Origin of the sequence: Pseudomonas sp. 09C 129, assembly GCF_002843625.1 — a bacterium.
In the GTDB taxonomy this organism is placed as follows: Bacteria; Pseudomonadota; Gammaproteobacteria; order Pseudomonadales; family Pseudomonadaceae; genus Aquipseudomonas; species Aquipseudomonas chlororaphis.
Genome location: NZ_CP025261.1, coordinates 4,404,091 through 4,419,539 on the forward strand (window position 1 = coordinate 4,404,091; position 15,449 = coordinate 4,419,539).

Annotated in this window: 11 protein-coding genes and 1 pseudogene; 9 read left to right on the forward strand and 3 right to left on the reverse strand. The window is 62.1% G+C overall.

What is annotated here, in order from left to right; all coding sequences use genetic code 11:
• The first annotated feature begins 15 nt into the window (after window positions 1–15).
• The gene (locus CXQ81_RS19830) at window positions 16–459 is read left to right on the forward strand and encodes a helix-turn-helix domain-containing protein (RefSeq protein ID WP_101339446.1); all 444 of its coding nucleotides are present in this window, start codon (window positions 16–18) and stop codon (window positions 457–459) included.
• 51 nt (window positions 460–510) lie between these two features.
• Here the strand turns inward: CXQ81_RS19830 and CXQ81_RS19835 are convergent, their stop codons facing one another.
• Window positions 511–1,434: an AraC family transcriptional regulator gene (locus tag CXQ81_RS19835; RefSeq protein ID WP_101338289.1), complete on the reverse strand. Its 924-nt coding sequence runs from the start codon at window positions 1,432–1,434 to the stop codon at window positions 511–513.
• A 167-nt stretch (window positions 1,435–1,601) separates the two neighbouring features.
• Between CXQ81_RS19835 and CXQ81_RS19840 the strand changes: the two genes are divergently transcribed.
• The 5 genes from CXQ81_RS19840 to CXQ81_RS19860 all read left to right on the forward strand — a co-directional run bounded on the left by CXQ81_RS19840 (window position 1,602) and on the right by CXQ81_RS19860 (window position 5,623).
• Entirely contained in the window at window positions 1,602–2,651 is a 1,050-nt protein-coding gene (locus CXQ81_RS19840) for an NAD(P)-dependent alcohol dehydrogenase (RefSeq protein WP_101338290.1), read from the forward strand.
• A gap of 287 nt (window positions 2,652–2,938) precedes the next feature.
• Entirely contained in the window at window positions 2,939–4,150 is a 1,212-nt protein-coding gene (locus CXQ81_RS19845; protein WP_101338291.1) for an MFS transporter, read from the forward strand.
• A gap of 150 nt (window positions 4,151–4,300) precedes the next feature.
• Entirely contained in the window at window positions 4,301–4,555 is a 255-nt protein-coding gene (locus CXQ81_RS19850) for a hypothetical protein (protein WP_007923413.1), read from the forward strand.
• A 52-nt stretch (window positions 4,556–4,607) separates the two neighbouring features.
• On the forward strand, window positions 4,608–4,988 hold the full coding sequence (locus CXQ81_RS19855) for a cytochrome c (RefSeq protein ID WP_101338292.1): 381 nt from the start codon (window positions 4,608–4,610) through the stop codon (window positions 4,986–4,988).
• Between the two features lie 152 nt (window positions 4,989–5,140).
• Window positions 5,141–5,623, forward strand: a complete 483-nt coding sequence (locus CXQ81_RS19860; protein WP_101338293.1) for a DUF4265 domain-containing protein — start codon at window positions 5,141–5,143, stop codon at window positions 5,621–5,623.
• Window positions 5,624–5,642: 19 nt separating this feature from the next.
• Here CXQ81_RS19860 and CXQ81_RS19865 read toward each other — a convergent pair whose 3' ends face one another.
• A complete protein-coding gene (locus CXQ81_RS19865; protein ID WP_101338294.1) occupies window positions 5,643–6,659 on the reverse strand; it encodes a GlxA family transcriptional regulator in 1,017 nt (338 codons plus the stop codon).
• 428 nt (window positions 6,660–7,087) lie between these two features.
• Between CXQ81_RS19865 and CXQ81_RS19870 the strand changes: the two genes are divergently transcribed.
• Window positions 7,088–8,842: a dipeptidase gene (locus CXQ81_RS19870; RefSeq protein ID WP_101338295.1), complete on the forward strand. Its 1,755-nt coding sequence runs from the start codon at window positions 7,088–7,090 to the stop codon at window positions 8,840–8,842.
• An 89-nt stretch (window positions 8,843–8,931) separates the two neighbouring features.
• Here CXQ81_RS19870 and CXQ81_RS19875 read toward each other — a convergent pair whose 3' ends face one another.
• Window positions 8,932–9,957 carry a fimbrial protein gene (locus CXQ81_RS19875; RefSeq protein ID WP_101338296.1) on the reverse strand — a complete coding sequence of 342 codons (1,026 nt, stop codon included), beginning with the start codon at window positions 9,955–9,957 and terminating at the stop codon, window positions 8,932–8,934.
• Window positions 9,958–10,115: 158 nt separating this feature from the next.
• On the opposite strand from CXQ81_RS19875, the pseudogene CXQ81_RS19880 reads away from it, so the two are divergent.
• Together CXQ81_RS19880 and CXQ81_RS19885 are read left to right on the forward strand one after the other, a co-directional pair.
• Window positions 10,116–10,337, forward strand: a pseudogene (locus CXQ81_RS19880) (VOC family protein); the annotation flags it as partial.
• A 174-nt stretch (window positions 10,338–10,511) separates the two neighbouring features.
• Window positions 10,512–15,176, forward strand: a complete 4,665-nt coding sequence (locus CXQ81_RS19885) for a DUF5801 repeats-in-toxin domain-containing protein (protein WP_101338297.1) — start codon at window positions 10,512–10,514, stop codon at window positions 15,174–15,176.
• The last annotated feature ends 273 nt before the right edge of the window (window positions 15,177–15,449 follow it).

A 15,449-nucleotide genomic window follows, 5' to 3' on the forward strand; every position in this document is an offset into this window, starting at 1 on the left:
GACTTGAGGTCAAGCATGAAAGAGCTGGATATTGGTGAAGTGGCACGGCGTTCCGGCCTACCGGCTTCAACGCTGCGCTACTACGAAGAAAAAGGTCTTATCAGTTCGATAGGTCGTCGTGGCCTGAGTCGCGTGTTTCGTGCCGATGTACTCCAGCGATTGTCCTTGATCGCGCTCGGGCAGTCGGCAGAGTTTTCACTGGACGATCTCGTCGCCATGCTGGACGCGGAGGGTCAGCCTGAGATTGATCGCCAGCGGCTTAACGACAAGGCTGACGAACTGGACCGTACCATCGAGCGACTCAGCGCCATACGCGACGAGCTTCGTCGAGTCGCGTCCTGCCCCGCTGCTCGTCACATTGAATGCTCAAAGTTTCAGAAAATGCTCAATGCCGTCAGGACGGGGGATATCCAGAGAAAAACCAGAAAAGGCGACCTGCGCAGACGAAAAAAGCCTTAGTCACGGTCGCGCACCTTTTTCAATTCAAGCGCCCCTTAAACCCTAATACTCTTACTCCCCCCTCCTACCTCCCCCCCGCAACTGCGCAATATCCCGCCTGGGTGCTGCGCCAAACAGCCGGCTGTACTCGCGGCTGAACTGCGAGGGGCTTTCGTAGCCGACCTTGAAGGCGGCGCTAGAGACGTCCAGGTGTTCGTTCATCATCAGGCGCCTGGCTTCGGTCAGGCGTAGCCATTTCTGGTACTGCAACGGGCTCATGGCGGTGAGTTGGCGGAAGTGGTGGTGAAAGGTCGGCGTGCTCATCTGTACCCGGGCGGCGAGTTCGTCGACCCGCAGTTGCGCGGTGTAATTCAGTTTCAGCCAGTCGATGGCCCTGGCGATGCGGTGGCCCTGGCCGTCGACGGAGGCGATCTGCCGCAGCCGCGCCGACTGGTCGCTCAGCAGCAAGCGGTAGTGGATCTCGCGCTGGATCAGCGGCGCCAGCACCGGGATGGCTTCGGGCTCGTCCAGCAAATCCAGCAGGCGCACGAACGAGGCCAGCATGGCCGGCGTCGCGGTGCCGATGCCCACGCCCTTGCCTGTGCCTCGATCGCGAGGTTGCAGCAGCCCGCCCTGGGCGGCCAGCTCCGCCAGCATGCGCGGGTCGAGCTTGAAGCCCAGCCCCAGGCAGGGTTGTTCCAGGCTGGCCGCCGTCACCTCGGAATTGGCCGGCAGGTCCAGTGAGGTCACGAGAAAGCGCGAGGGGTCGTACGGGTAGGCTTCGCCGCCGACCCACAGCTGTTTCGCCCCCTGGGCGACGAGGATGATGCTCGGTTCGACCATGCACACAGAGGGCGGCGAAGGGATGTCGCGGCGAAAGAAGCCAAGGCCGGGGATGGGTGTCGAGCAGTCTCCCGAGTCTTTGATCCAGGCGCCAATGAGGCGCGCGAGGGTTTCCTGGGGCGCCTGGGCGCGGGTGTCATGTGGGCGTGTCATGTCGGTATGGACCCTCCTTGCCAGACGTTAACCCGGCCCCGGTGCCGCTCCTACCGAAAAAACCAAAGACCAGAGAATCAGGCAAGAATTCCAGCGAAATGCACTACTGGCCGCCTGCACCTGCCCGGGAGAATGATCATCCAACGTAATGCAGGATGGAGTGTGCAATGTTAGTCAACGCCTATGGCGCCCATGCGGGCGACCAACCTCTGGAACCACTGCAGATCACCCGCCGCGCCCCCGGCGCCCATGACGTGCAGATCGACATCGCCTTCTGCGGCATCTGCCACTCGGACCTGCACCAGGTGCGCGCCGAGTGGCATGGCACGCAGTTTCCCTGCGTGCCCGGCCACGAGATCGTCGGCCGGGTCGCGGCGGTCGGCGCCCATGTGCACGGCTTCCGCCCGGACGATCTGGTCGGCATCGGCTGCATCGTCGACAGCTGCAAGCACTGCGCCGACTGCGAGGACGGCCTGGAGAACTACTGCGACGGCATGATCGGCACTTACAACTTCCCGACGCCGGACGCCCCGGGCTGGACCCTGGGCGGCTACTCGCAACAGATCGTGGTCCACGAACGCTACGTGCTGCGCATCCGCCACCCCGAGGAGCAATTGGCCGCCGTCGCGCCGCTGCTGTGCGCGGGCATCACCACCTATTCGCCGCTGCGCCACTGGAAGGTCGGCCCTGGCAAGAAAGTCGGCGTGGTCGGCATCGGTGGCCTGGGCCACATGGGCATCAAGCTGGCCCATGCCCTGGGCGCGCACGTGGTGGCCTTCACCACCTCCGACTCCAAGCGCGAGGCCGCTCGCCAGCTGGGCGCCGACGAAGTGGTGGTGTCGCGCAATGCCGAGGAAATGGCCGCCCACGCCAAGAGCTTCGACCTGATCCTCAATACCGTGGCCGCGCCCCACGATCTTGACGCCTTCCTGGTGCTGCTCAAGCGCGACGGCGGCATGACCCTGGTGGGCGCCCCGGCGACCCCGCATACCTCGCCCAATGTGTTCAACCTGATCATGAAACGCCGGACCCTCGCCGGCTCGATGATCGGCGGCATTGCCGAGACCCAGGAGATGCTCGATTTCTGTGCCGAGCACGGCATCGTCGCCGACATCGAGCTGGTGCGTGCGGACCAGATCAATGAGTCCTACGAACGCATGCTCAAGGGCGACGTCAAGTACCGCTTCGTCATCGACAACGCCACCCTGGCGGGCTGAGCGCGGCAAGCGCCTGATCCCGCTCATGCAGAACAACCTCTGGTAGTCCGTTGGGTGCCCGGCTTGGGCACCCTTCGCTTCGCGGCACCGAATCCGGTGTCGCGTTTTCCTTCTGCCGCGACCGGAGCCGCTCCAGCACCGGGCCGGCCCCGATCGCCATTCACGCGCCTGCCCGGTCTTCCACCGGCGGCGTGCACCCATTTATGCATCGAAGCGTCCGCAAGGCCCGGCCGGCAACGCCCGGCGGTCAGCACGGACGCTTCCAGTCACACAGGAAACCTGTCGCCATGACCGCTACTTCTCACGCCGAGTCGCCCGCCCCCCGACACACCTGGGGCGCCGTGCTGGCCATGGCCCTCGCCGCCTTTGCCCTGGTGGCCTCCGAGTTCATGCCGGTCAGCCTGCTGACTCCGATCGCGGCCGATCTGCAGGTCAGCGAGGGGCAAGCTGGCCAGGGCATTTCCGTCTCCGGGCTGTTTGCCCTGTTCACCAGCCTGGCGATCGCCTCGGTGGCGGCCCGGGTCGAGCGCAAGCGGCTGCTGCTGTCCCTGACCCTGCTGATGATCGTCTCCGGAACCATGGTGGCGTTCGCCCCGGACTACTTGACCTTCATGGCCGGCCGCGCGCTGATCGGCGTGGCCATCGGCGGTTTCTGGTCGTTGTCGGCGGCCACGGCCATGCGCCTGGTACCCGAAGACCAGGTGCCGCGCGCCCTGGCCATCGTCAATGGCGGCAACGCCCTGGCGACCGTGATCGCGGCGCCCCTGGGCAGCTTCCTGGGTTCCCTGATCGGCTGGCGCGGGGCGTTCTTCTGCGTGGTGCCGGTGGCCGCCCTCGCCGCCGTCTGGCTGCTGGCCAGCCTGCCGTCGCTGAAAGCGCAGCCGGCCGCCGGCACCGGCAATGTCTTCAGCCTGATGAAAAGAATGCCGGTGGCCCTGGGCATGCTCGCGGTCAGCCTGTTTTTCATGGGCCAGTTCATGCTGTTCACCTACCTGCGGCCCTTCCTGGAGACGGTCACCCAGGTCAGTGTCACCACCCTGTCGCTGATGTTGCTGGTGATCGGCCTGGCCGGCCTGGCGGGCACCTTCCTGATCGAAGCCTTCCTGAAAAACGCCCTGTATCGCACGCTGATCATCATCCCGCTGATGATGGCGGCGATCGCCATGGCCCTGGTGGCGTTTGGCGCCTCGGTGTCGGTCACCACGGTCTTGCTGGGCCTCTGGGGCCTGGTGGCGACCGCGGCGCCGGTCGCCTGGTGGACCTGGCTGACCCGGGCGCTGCCGGACGATGCGGAAGCCGGCGGCGGACTGATGGTGGCGATCGTCCAGCTGGCGATTGCCGCGGGCGCTACGGTGGGCGGCCTGGCCTTCGACCTGAGCGGTTATCGGGCGACCTTCGAACTGAGCGTGGCACTGCTGGTGGTGGCCGCCGTGCTGGCGGTACTGGCCGCCCGCGCCGCCACGCGCAAGCCTTTCATGGCAGCGAACGTGGCGGCGTGAGCGGTGGTGGGCGTTAACCCAACCGACAGCACAGGGCCGGGTGTCAGCGTGCGCTGTCGATGATCTGGCCGCCGTCAGGCGCTGAATAAGGCTTTCCACCAGAAAGACATCTGTAAAAAATACGGACTACCCGTACTTCCTCCAGACGAAATGGTCGCCATCGCGATTGCCACTCTGGGCAAGTCACCTATTTATGGCGCACGCATTTCGCTGCCGGAGGGGGGGAATATCAGTTGGTTTATTCACTGCGGAGAACATTCGAACGCTGATGATTTTTATCAAGCGGTTCACACTGAGCATCTCAGTGAAATGCTGCCACAGGTGATGAATTACCTTTGCCTGCCCGCTGGCGCCAAGTTCATCATCGACAACCAAGGCTACGAAGATGTCTGGATGGAAGGCTGACAAGCGTTTGCCCTCGATTCAGACTGATTGACACGACAAGGACGTATGGAAAATGAAAGTAAAGGTATTGCTCATCGCTTCGCTAGGCGTTCTATCGCTCACTCAAACATCACTGTCCTTCGCGGATAACAATGGGAAAAACCTCTATTCGCAGCGATGTGCCGTGTGCCACGGAGCCGATATCAAAGGAACCGGAGCACTGGCCAATAAAAGCAATCCTCCAACACCTGACCTTACAACACCCGTTTTCAAGAAACGGCTCAACGATTATCCGGGCGTTATCGTGTCATCGATAATACTTCGCCCAAATGGCGACCTGATTCCAAGAACCTTGCGAGAGAATGGCGTAAAGATACCGCCGCACGCCTGGAGCATTCAGGACCTGCGCGATTTGAATCAATACATGAACAGTGTGATTTCAAAAAATCGATGACCCTGAGTCAGTCGGCCTCTCACGAGCACATCGCTAATGAACAATATTGATTTAAATATCTCCCCTACAAATTCAACTCCACTTGGTGCCAGAAGCTTCATTCCCTATCAACATGGATGCATGCATTGAGCAGAACAGCTACGGAGTAGTGTATGAGCGATAAAGAAGCACCTGTTCTGATTCAAGTTTATGTCACAGATGATGACGGCCCTTTTTTTGAAGAGCTGCCTGCTCGCAAGATTGACCAAGATACTTACGAGCTGCTCTCCTCTCCTGGCATCGCGCTGAATCTGGCACGGGGAGACATTGTTTCAATCAAAGACAGAGAAGCACCTGCCGTCGTCCTGAAACGAGGAGGAAATTTCTGCATCCAGATCTATGCGGACGCTATTCCTCAAGAAGAAATAGCCTGGCTGGAAAACGGTGTAGCTTGTGAGCTGGGTGGAACACTGGACGGTGTATTCGAGGGAAACCTGTCATTCGCGGTTCCGGCGCGCAATCGGCTGGAGAAGATCAACGACCTCTTTAACAGGTTTCGAGATAGAACAGGGATTCAGTGGTACTACTGCAATATCTATAAAAACCTGGATGATGACGAGGATGAAACACTTTTAAATTGGTGGCTCGAAAGCTGATAGATACTGACGCCCGCGATCATTTCACCAGGCGTTTTTCCTTCGACGGCCGATAGCCGAAATACGAGCTGTAGCACTTGCTGAAATGGCTCGGTGAGACGAAGCCGCAGGCCACCAGCACCTCGACCTGGGACAGTTCGGTGTGCTGCAGCAATCGACGCGCTTCGGTGATGCGCAATTCCAGGTAATAGCGCTGCGGGGTGGTGCCCAGCTGCTCCTTGAACAAGCGCTCGATCTGCCGCCGGGAACGCCCGGCATACTCCGCCAGCTGGTCCATTTGCAGCGGTTCCTCGAGGTTGGCGTCCATCAGATTGACCACCTCGCGCAAGGGCGCGCTCAACGACACATGCATCGTCGGCTTGATGCGCCGGTAGCGGGACTCCTCGAACGACAGGATGTCCTCGATGCCCTCGACCAGCGCCTTGCCGTGCAATCCCTTGATCCACTCCAGGGCCATATGGAAGGCGCCGGCGGGACTGGACGCCGTGAGCCGGTCGCGGTCCACCACAAAGGCCTCGCTGGTGACATGGGTGACCTTGGAAATCTCCGCCAGCGCGGGACGATGCTCCGGGTGGATCGCACAGCGGTAGCCTTCGAGCAGCCCCGCGACGCCGAGGAACCAGGCCCCGTTCCACAACCCGGCCAGGGTGATGCCCAGCTCGGCGGCGGTTTTCAGCAGGCTGCTCAGCCGGGGATCGGCCTTGAGCTCCGTGCGATAGCCGCCGCAGATCACCAGCAGGTCGAGGTCCTTGAGCGCCACCGCGGTCAGGCGCGCATCGGGGCGGATCACCAGCCCGAGATCGCTGGTGACCTCACCGTCCTGCAAGCCAAAGGTCGTTGATGAGAACAAGGCGGGACGCAGCAGGTTGGCGGTGACGATGGTATCCAGAGCCTGGGTGAAGGCCGGCAACGAGAAGTGCTCGAGCAGCAGGAAGCCCGCCCGCGCATGGGCCGCGGGCGCCACCCGCGCCTCTTCCAGGTAACGCAGGTTCTTGCCCTTCATGCCGCCACTGAAATCCCGTCGTTCAACCGCCATACGCCCTCGCCTGTCTTACCCGACCCAATGCGGTTTCAGTGTAAATCACCGGAGAAACCCGGCACTGCCCACACCAAGAAACCTGCCCGGACGCCAGCGCCAACAACGCCGCCGTGGCCTGCCGTGTCAACCTCGCAGGCGTTACCGGGCGACGGGATTCTACTGCCCCGCAGGCCCACAGGGGCAGAAAATATCGGCCAGGGCGCGGCCTTAAAAAAACGGCCGCCAAGCCTCGAGTTTGAGCCTTGCGTGCCGGCTAAAAAGCAGCCGATCTGCCAGGCGCCCCGGGGCCGTTTTTTTTCGTTTCTGCGCCGCTTTTGCATTTCTGTGCGACAGATCCCACTTCGGGGGCTCCCGTACCCTTCCCTTGTGGTGTTAGGTTGGGAGGTCAGATATTTCCTAACAATCTGCAAGGAACGCCTCCCGCAATGGATTTCTCCCTCAAGCAACTGGCTGCGGCCACCCTGGTGCTGGCCAGCCTGTCAGCCTTCACCACCGCCGCCCACGCCAACATCACCCCGCAGCAGAACGCGGCGATTCTCAAGCGCTTCGCCGATGCCTCGGTCACGGATTTCCGCCAGTTCCTCGGCACCTTGAGCAAAAATGAGGTGGCCAAGAGCGAGGTGGTCAAAGAAGCCAACCTCGGCCCGGCCATCAATGCCTTCCTCGACAACAAGGCGCTTTCCGCCGAGCAGCAGAACGAGATCCATCGCCTGCTGGGCCTGTATGCGCGGGTGAAGTACGGCAAGGCCGCCACCGAAACCCTGCGCGAGCTGGTGGCGATCCCCACCGTGCGCGTCGATGGCGTGCCGCAGCACGAGAACCCCGAGTTCCTCAAGATCGCCGACAAAATCAAGGCCCTGGCCCAGGCCTTCGACCTGAACTTCCGCAACATCGATAACCGTGTCTACGAGATCTCCTTGGAAGGCAGCGGCAAAGAAGTGGTGGGCATCCACGCCCATGCCGACGTGGTGCCGGTGACGCCGGAGAACTGGGTGCTGCAGGACGGCACCAGGCTCGACCCGTTCAAGGTCACCCTGGTCGGCGACCGTATGTACGGCCGCGGCACCGAAGACGACAAGAACGGCATAGTCGTGGCCCTGTACGCCATGAAAATCATCAAGGAAGAGAAACTGCCCCTGGCGCGCAACTTCAAGCTACTGGTGGACACCACCGAGGAAACCAGCGGCGACGCGATTCCCTACTACTTCGAACGCAACCCGACGCCCAACTACAACCTGGCGCTGGACGGCGGCTACCCGGTGGTGATCGCCGAGAAAGGCTACGGCACCGTCATGGCCAGCTTCCCGCGGCGTGCCGCCGAGGGCAAAGGCGCGGAGATCGTCTCGATGACCGGCGGCCTGGCCACCAACCAGATCCCGGGCGCCTCGGTCGCCACCCTGGTGACCGACCAACCCGCGGAACTGGCCGCCAGCCTGCAGAAGGCCGGCAGCGAATACGCCAAGGCCCATGGCGGCGACTTCAGCGTGGCCGCCAAGGTCGCAGGCAAGGACGTCAAGCTGACGGTCACCGGCGTGTCCGCCCACTCCTCCGAGCCCGAGTCCGGGGTCAACCCGGTGGCGCGCATGCTCGACTTCATCAACGGCCTCGACGGCAAGGTCGCGCTCAAGCACAACCCGATCACCGACGCGGCGCGTTATGCCGCCGACAACTGGGGCCTGGACTACCTGGGCAACACGCTGGGGGTCGGTTTCGCCGATGACTTCATGGGCCCGCTGACCACCTCCCTGACCTATGTCGGCCAGGACGAAAAAGCCTTCAAGCTGGCGGTCAACCTGCGCGTGCCCAAGGGCAAGACCCCGGAGGTGTTGAAAAAGGAAATTGCCGACAAGCTGGCCGCCTGGAGCAAGCAGAACCAGGTCGCGGTGAACTTCGACTATTCGATCGCCGAGCCGATGTACCGCAACCCCGAGGGTGAATGGGTCAAGGCGCTGCTGGCGGTGGCCAGCGAAAACCTTGGCATGAAGCACGAGTTCGGCACCTCCGCCGGCGCCACCTCGGTGCATGAACTGCCCAACGGCGTGCAATTCGGCCTGGCCCGTCCCGAGGTCAAGTACACCGGCCACAACGACAACGAGTTCAAGACCGTCGAGCAGTTCCAGCTGGACCTGCAGATCGTCACCGAGATGTTCGGCCGCATCGGCCAGCTGCCGAAACTCTGAGTCGATGCGCTGCGGCAACGCGGCTGATAGGCACAAAAAAAGCCACTGATCGAGTGGCTTTTTTCTGCATCCCAGGGCGGGAAACACGATCAGTTGTATTCCAGTACATAGGTCAGCGTCGCATCGGCCTTGCCAGCGGCGACTTCCGTGCCCGTGGTGACGTAGCGTGCCTTTGCGGCAAAGCGGTACATCTCGTTGCCAGGGCCGCTGGCTTGCCAATCCAGGGCCACCGCCTTGGCTTTGCTGAAGGGGAGTGCCACGTTTTTGTCGCTGGTCAGCGAGATGGCAACGCCTTTGGCGACACCAGATTGTCCGGAACCGTTCAGATTCAACAAGCCATCACGAACGGAGTTACCCTCGAAGTAGACCTTCACCGGTGGCTTGACCGTGGGATTGAGGCCTTCGCAAACGACATCCAGGGCGAAGGGATGATCCTGGACCGATCCGCGCTTGACTTGCTCTGCTGCGGGACGCCCCATATTGACCTCGGTACTGCTCTTGGGGGTGTAGCAAGTGGTGAAGAAGGCATTATGTTCGAACCTGGTTTTAAGGCCCGTGCCTTCGATGGGGAAAACAGCTCGTGCCGGAGTGGTGTAATTGGTATCAATAAAAAAGTTGGTCTTATAGTCGAAGAAAGGCATATCGCCCTTTCCGACACCGATGTCGGTACGCACAAACTCTATCCTCAATCTATCGGAAAAATAGAGGTTGCTCCCGAATACTCCGGTTATGGTAAAAGGTGGATAATTGGGGGTGTACCAGTTACTGGTGGCAAGGTGTCCAATACGAATGCCGACCCCAGGCACACCAGAATCGTAAAGTCCTGGACTACCTCTTGATACAAGGCTGGTAACCACTTCGGTCAATCCCCATTGAGAGTCACCGCACCATGCCCATCCTCCAGAACGGCGTCCGACCGCTACGTCGTAGGACGCCATTACCCCACCCATGGAGGCGTATTTCAAGGTTGTAATGGCGGGAAGACTGGCAATGATCGACGGGTTCAATGGATCGCCTAAGTTAGTCCTGCCGCAGTAACTTGCTGCGTAGGCAGAAGTTCCCATGATGCATCCCAGGGTCAGTGCCAGCAGCCCCGCCTGTTGTTGAATTTTCAAAGCATTTCCCCTCGATATGAGTTCGCAGTGGCGTCGCAACTTCCTTGGCTGGGAATCGGCGTGGGGCGGCAGTCTATGTGGGGCAACTACAAGGGATAAATCAGAGGATTCTCAAAATCGGTGCAGCGCGCTGCTGCCTTTTTCGTCAGGAGAAGCCATTGAAATTAAAGTTCAGCCACGTGGATGTGCTCGTCAAAGACCTCGAGCAAGCGTGTACGTATTACGCCCGGGTCTTCAGCGCAAGGATTTCCAGGACCCTGGATTGGCAGCGCGACGGTCTGCAGGTGCGTTATGCGATCGTCAGGTTTGGCACGGAACGCCTGATGCTGGTGCAACCCTTTGCCGGCAATCTCAAGGCGCTGGAGGAAGCATTCGCCGAGGACAGGTAAGGCGCCAGCGCTTTCGCGTTTCTCCTGCCGCATAGGCTGAAACTCCCAGACCGCCTGGGAGTATCGGCCAATGCGCAACCTCCTGTGCATCCCCATAGTTGTGACATCTGCCAGCAGAGGGGCCCAAGTGCGGCCTCCACAACTAGAAGCGCCGAGGAGCCTGTTATGACCACCCCCCAATCCCCCACCACCGACCTGACCGCTGATACCCCTACCGATCTGTACCCCGTCTTCCCCAGCAACGACACACTGACCAGCACTGCCCTGACGGACAGCGCGCAGATGGTCGTGGCGACCGGTGCAAGCGTGACCCTCGACGAAACCGCCGGGTTGCAGAACGCCACGGCCACGCCATCCCCCGCGGGGGACGCCGACGACAATGACATCCTGCTGACCTCCCTGCCCTCGACCTTCGCCACCCGCTTGACCGCCCTCGGGGCCGGTACCGCAACAGACGCGGCCTTGAGTGGCTACACCGGTGCCGTGGGCGACACCGGCAGCAATGCCTTCACCCTCAACCTGGCGCCTGGTGCGATCAATGTCGATATCAGCTTCACCGACAGCCTGGGCACGGCGCTCAATGGCCTGGACAGCGGGCTGGATACCCTCGATGGCATCGACATCCTTCTGTATACCGATACCAATAACAACATCCTGCTGGGCCGGGCCGGAGGCCCTGCCGGCGCGATTGTGTTCGCCGCCTATATCGAGGAAACCGGGTCGCCGCTGTCGGGCGGCAAGATCTGGACCGTGGAATACCAGCCTCTCAAGCATCCGGACGCCAACAACCCGGACGATGCCCTCAATCTGCTGAATAAAGTATTCATCGGCGCCAGCCAGGACCTGACGTTCAGCCTGGCCAATGCGCCGTCCGGGCAGAACCTGTTCCTGATGTTCACCAAGGCCAGCCCGACGGTGGTCGACGACGGCGGTGTATTGCGGATCAGCGACCCAACGATCATCGCCACCGGCAAGGACCCCGCCGACCAGTCATCGGGCGTCAACATCAGCACCGGCGACACCATCAACACCAGCCAGGCCGGTGGCCCGACCACCTTCGGCACCAACAGCCAGATGATCACGGAACAGGAAGGCATTCGTTTTACCTTCGTCACCGGCGCCCGGCAGGACATGACCATTCCCAACCTGGATCAGAACGAAGCCGATGTCGAAGCCAACATCGACTTCACCGCGATGTTTAATGCCAAGGCGGCCAATTTCGATATCGTGCAGCTGCAAAGCGGCAAGAGTGCGGTAGTCAAGATCAGTGCCTTCAACACCGCGGTTGAAAGTGGCGCGAGTTTCGTCAATGGCTATGCCAACGATACGTCGGTGGCCATTACCAATGTTCGCGTGATCAACATCGCCACGGGACAAGTGATCGAAAACTCGGACGGCTCGGTGAATGACACGAGCATCCTCATCAGCTTTGCCAGCGGCGTGGCCACCGTCACCGGCATCAAGGCCGGCTACAAGATCGAATACACCACCACCTCGGACCACAACCGCGTACTGATCGAGAACGGCGCCGCCCTGGACGCCAAGGGCAATACCCACGCCGACTTCGATATCGGTGGCTTCACCCTGCGCCAAGCCTCCACCACGACCGCCGAAATCGGCTCGCATATGCTCTTCGAGGACGATGGTCCGGCAGCGGCCGGAACCGCCGTGGCGGGCACCGTCGACGAGGACGGCCTGGCCAGCGGTGTGGCCGGCGGTGTCGGTGACGTGGCCGGCGAGGCCACCGTGGCCAGCGGCAGCGTCAGCGGTATCTTCCAGTCCGGTGTCGATGTACCGCTGAGCTATGCCTTGGCGAGCGATACCAGCGGCCTGCCGGCATTGAGCTCGGGCGGGGTGGCGCTGGTCTACAGCGTGGTGGGCAATACCCTGACGGCCAAGGCCGGCGCGGTCGATGTGTTCACCTTCAGCCTCAGCGCCGCGGGCGCCTACAGCTTTACCCTGCTGCAGCACCTGGATCACGCCGCCGGCAACGACGAGAACGACATCACGATCAACCTGGGCTCGTTGTTGCGGGCCACCGACAAGGACGGCGATACGGTCACCGCGGCGGCCGAGAAACTGGTGATCACCGTCGATGACGATACCCCCACAGCGACCGGGACCGCCGTGACCGGCACCGTCGACGAGGACGGCCTGGCCAATGGCATCGCCGGTGGTGTCGGGGATGTGGCGGGTCAGGCCACCAATGCCAGCGGCAGCGTCACCGGTATCTTCCAGTCCGGGGCCGACGTGCCGCTGAGTTATACCCTGTTGAGCGATACCAGCGGTCTGCCAGCCCTGACGTCTGGCGGAGTGGCGCTGGTGTATAGCGTTGCCGGGGACACCCTCACCGCCAAGGCCGGCGCCGTCGATGTGTTCACCTTCAGCCTCAGCGCCGCCGGTGCCTACAGCTTCACCCTGTTCAAGCCGCTGGATCACGCGGCCGGCAATAACGAGAACGACATCACGATCAACCTGGGCTCGTTGTTGCGGGCCACCGACAAGGACGGTGACGCGGTAACGGCCGCGGCCGAGAAGCTGGTGATCATCGTCGATGACGATACGCCCACCGCAACCGGGACCGCCGTGACCGGCACCGTCGACGAGGACGGCCTGGCCAATGGCATCGCCGGTGGTGTCGGGGATGTGGCGGGTCAGGCCACCAATGCCAGCGGCAGCGTCACCGGTATCTTCCAGTCCGGGGCCGACGTGCCACTGACCTATTCCCTGTCGAGTAATACCAGTGGCCTGCCGGCCCTGACTTCCGGCGCAGTGGCATTGGTCTATAGCGTCGCCGGCGACACCCTGACCGCCAAGGCCGGCGCCGTCGATGTATTCACCTTCAGCCTCAGCACAGCGGGTGCCTACAGCTTCACCTTGCTCAAGCCGCTGGATCACCCCGCAGGCAATAACGAAAACGACATCACCCTCAACCTCGGCACGCTGTTGCAAGCCACGGATAAAGATGGCGACACGGTGACGGCCGCGGCCGAGAAACTGGTGATCACCGTCGATGACGACACGCCCACAGCGAATGGAACCGCAGAGGCAAATACTGTCGACGAGGACGGCCTGGCCAATGGTATTGCCGGGGGCGTCGGTGACGTCGCAGGCGAGGCGGCTATTGCCAGCGGCAGCGTGAGCGGGATCTTCCAGTCCGGAGCCGACGTACCGCTGAGCTATTCCCTGTCGAGCAACACCAGCGGCTTGCCAGCCCTGAGCTCCGGCGGGGTGGCACTGACCTACAGCGTCCTGGGCAATACCCTGACCGCCAAGGCCGGCGTGACGGATGTGTTCACCCTCAGCCTGACGGTAGCGGGCGCCTACACCTTCACCCTGCTCAAGCCTCTGGATCACGCGGCCGGCAATGACGAGAACGACCTCACCCTCAACCTCGGCACACTATTGCAGGCCACCGACAAGGATGGCGACACAGTGACCGCCGCGGCCGACAAGCTGGTGATCACCGTCGATGACGACACCCCGACCCTGGCGTTCGGCAACCTGATCGGCACCGGGACTGCCCTGGCGCAACAAGGCTACTGGAACATGGCGGCCGGTGCCGACGGGCTGGGGGCGACCGGCCTGGACATTACGCTGGTGAACGGCCAGTTCACCCTGGTCCGGCCGGACAACACCACCACCATCGGCACCGGCACGCTGGTCGAGCAGTCGCCGTCACCGGATGGCAATGGCGCCTACCAGTTCGCCGGCACCCTGACCGGTGATTTCGACAACAACGCGTCAACCGCGAACACCACCGTTCACTACACCCTGAGCGCCTACGCCAACGGCACCTATGCCCTGGACCTGGAGGAAGGTTTCCGTTCGACCATCGTCCTCAGCAGTGCCGACGGCTCGCTGGTTGCCGGCGGTCCGGACCCGGTGCGCACGCTGATGATCGGCAGCGAGGACGTGGTGTTCTTCGCCGCCAATCCACTGGCGCCGCAGACCGGCGATAACAGCATCCTCACCGGCATCGGGCTCGGGGCGCCCGACCCTACCGAGGCGCAACTGCAGACCAACCCGCTGCCGTCGTACATCGGCTCGTCGACCATGAACGTCAGCACCTCGGGCATCGGTGTCGCCAACAACAACCTGGAGGGCAACACCACCGCCGGTATCAATGCCGGTGACGAGAGCTTCGTGATCAACCCCGAGACCTTGTTGACGAGCATGAAGATCTTCATCGACAACTCCGTGGGCGGCTACAACCCGGCCACCGAAGAGCTGTACTACACGGTCTACTTCGACAACGGCACGACCTCGGGCGCGCCCATCAAGGTGCAGGCCGCCGACCTGCACGCGGAAGCCGGAGGCCAGGCATCCTTCACCGTCCAGTGGGATGGCAGCCACCTGATCGACGCCGTCCAGCTGACCATGGGCCTGGGCACGGTCAAGGTCCCGGTGATCCAGTTCATCAAGGAGACCCAGAGCCTGGCCAGCGATATCCAGCTAGCGTTCAACGCGACAGTGACGGACAAGGATGGCGATACGGCGACCAGCGCGTTCGACGCCAACCTGTTCGCCAACGACCCGAGCGACCAGACCTTCGACTTCAGGCTGGTCGGTACCACGGGTGAGCGAGATGCGTTCAACATCGACCTGTCGGTGGCCGAGAACCAGTACCAGGTCAGCGGCTTCGATGCAGGCGCAGGCCAGCGCGATGCGGTGGTGCTCATCGGTGACGCGGGCGCCGTTGTGCAATCGGTCGACAACACTGGCGCCGACAGCGTGGTGACGGTGACCGAGACCGGCGGGCAGATAACGACCATCACCCTGCTCGGGGTCGATCTGCTCAATACCGACATTGTCCTGAGCGGCGTCTGAAACCTGGCACGGCAAACCCAAGCGAGGGCGGCCTGGAAACCGCCCTCGTTTTTTTGCCGTGCCGAACGCTCAAGCCGTGCAAGGCGTGAAAGGCACGCAATAGACCGACGCCTTCGCCTCATCCCGTTTCCCCGCCCCAATAGGCTGAAACTCCCAGGCCGCCTGGGAGTATCGGCCAATGCGCAACCTGCGGCGCATCCCCATAGTTGTGACATCTGCCAGCAGAGGGGCCCAGGTGCGACCCCCACAACTAGAACCGCCGAGGAGCCTGCC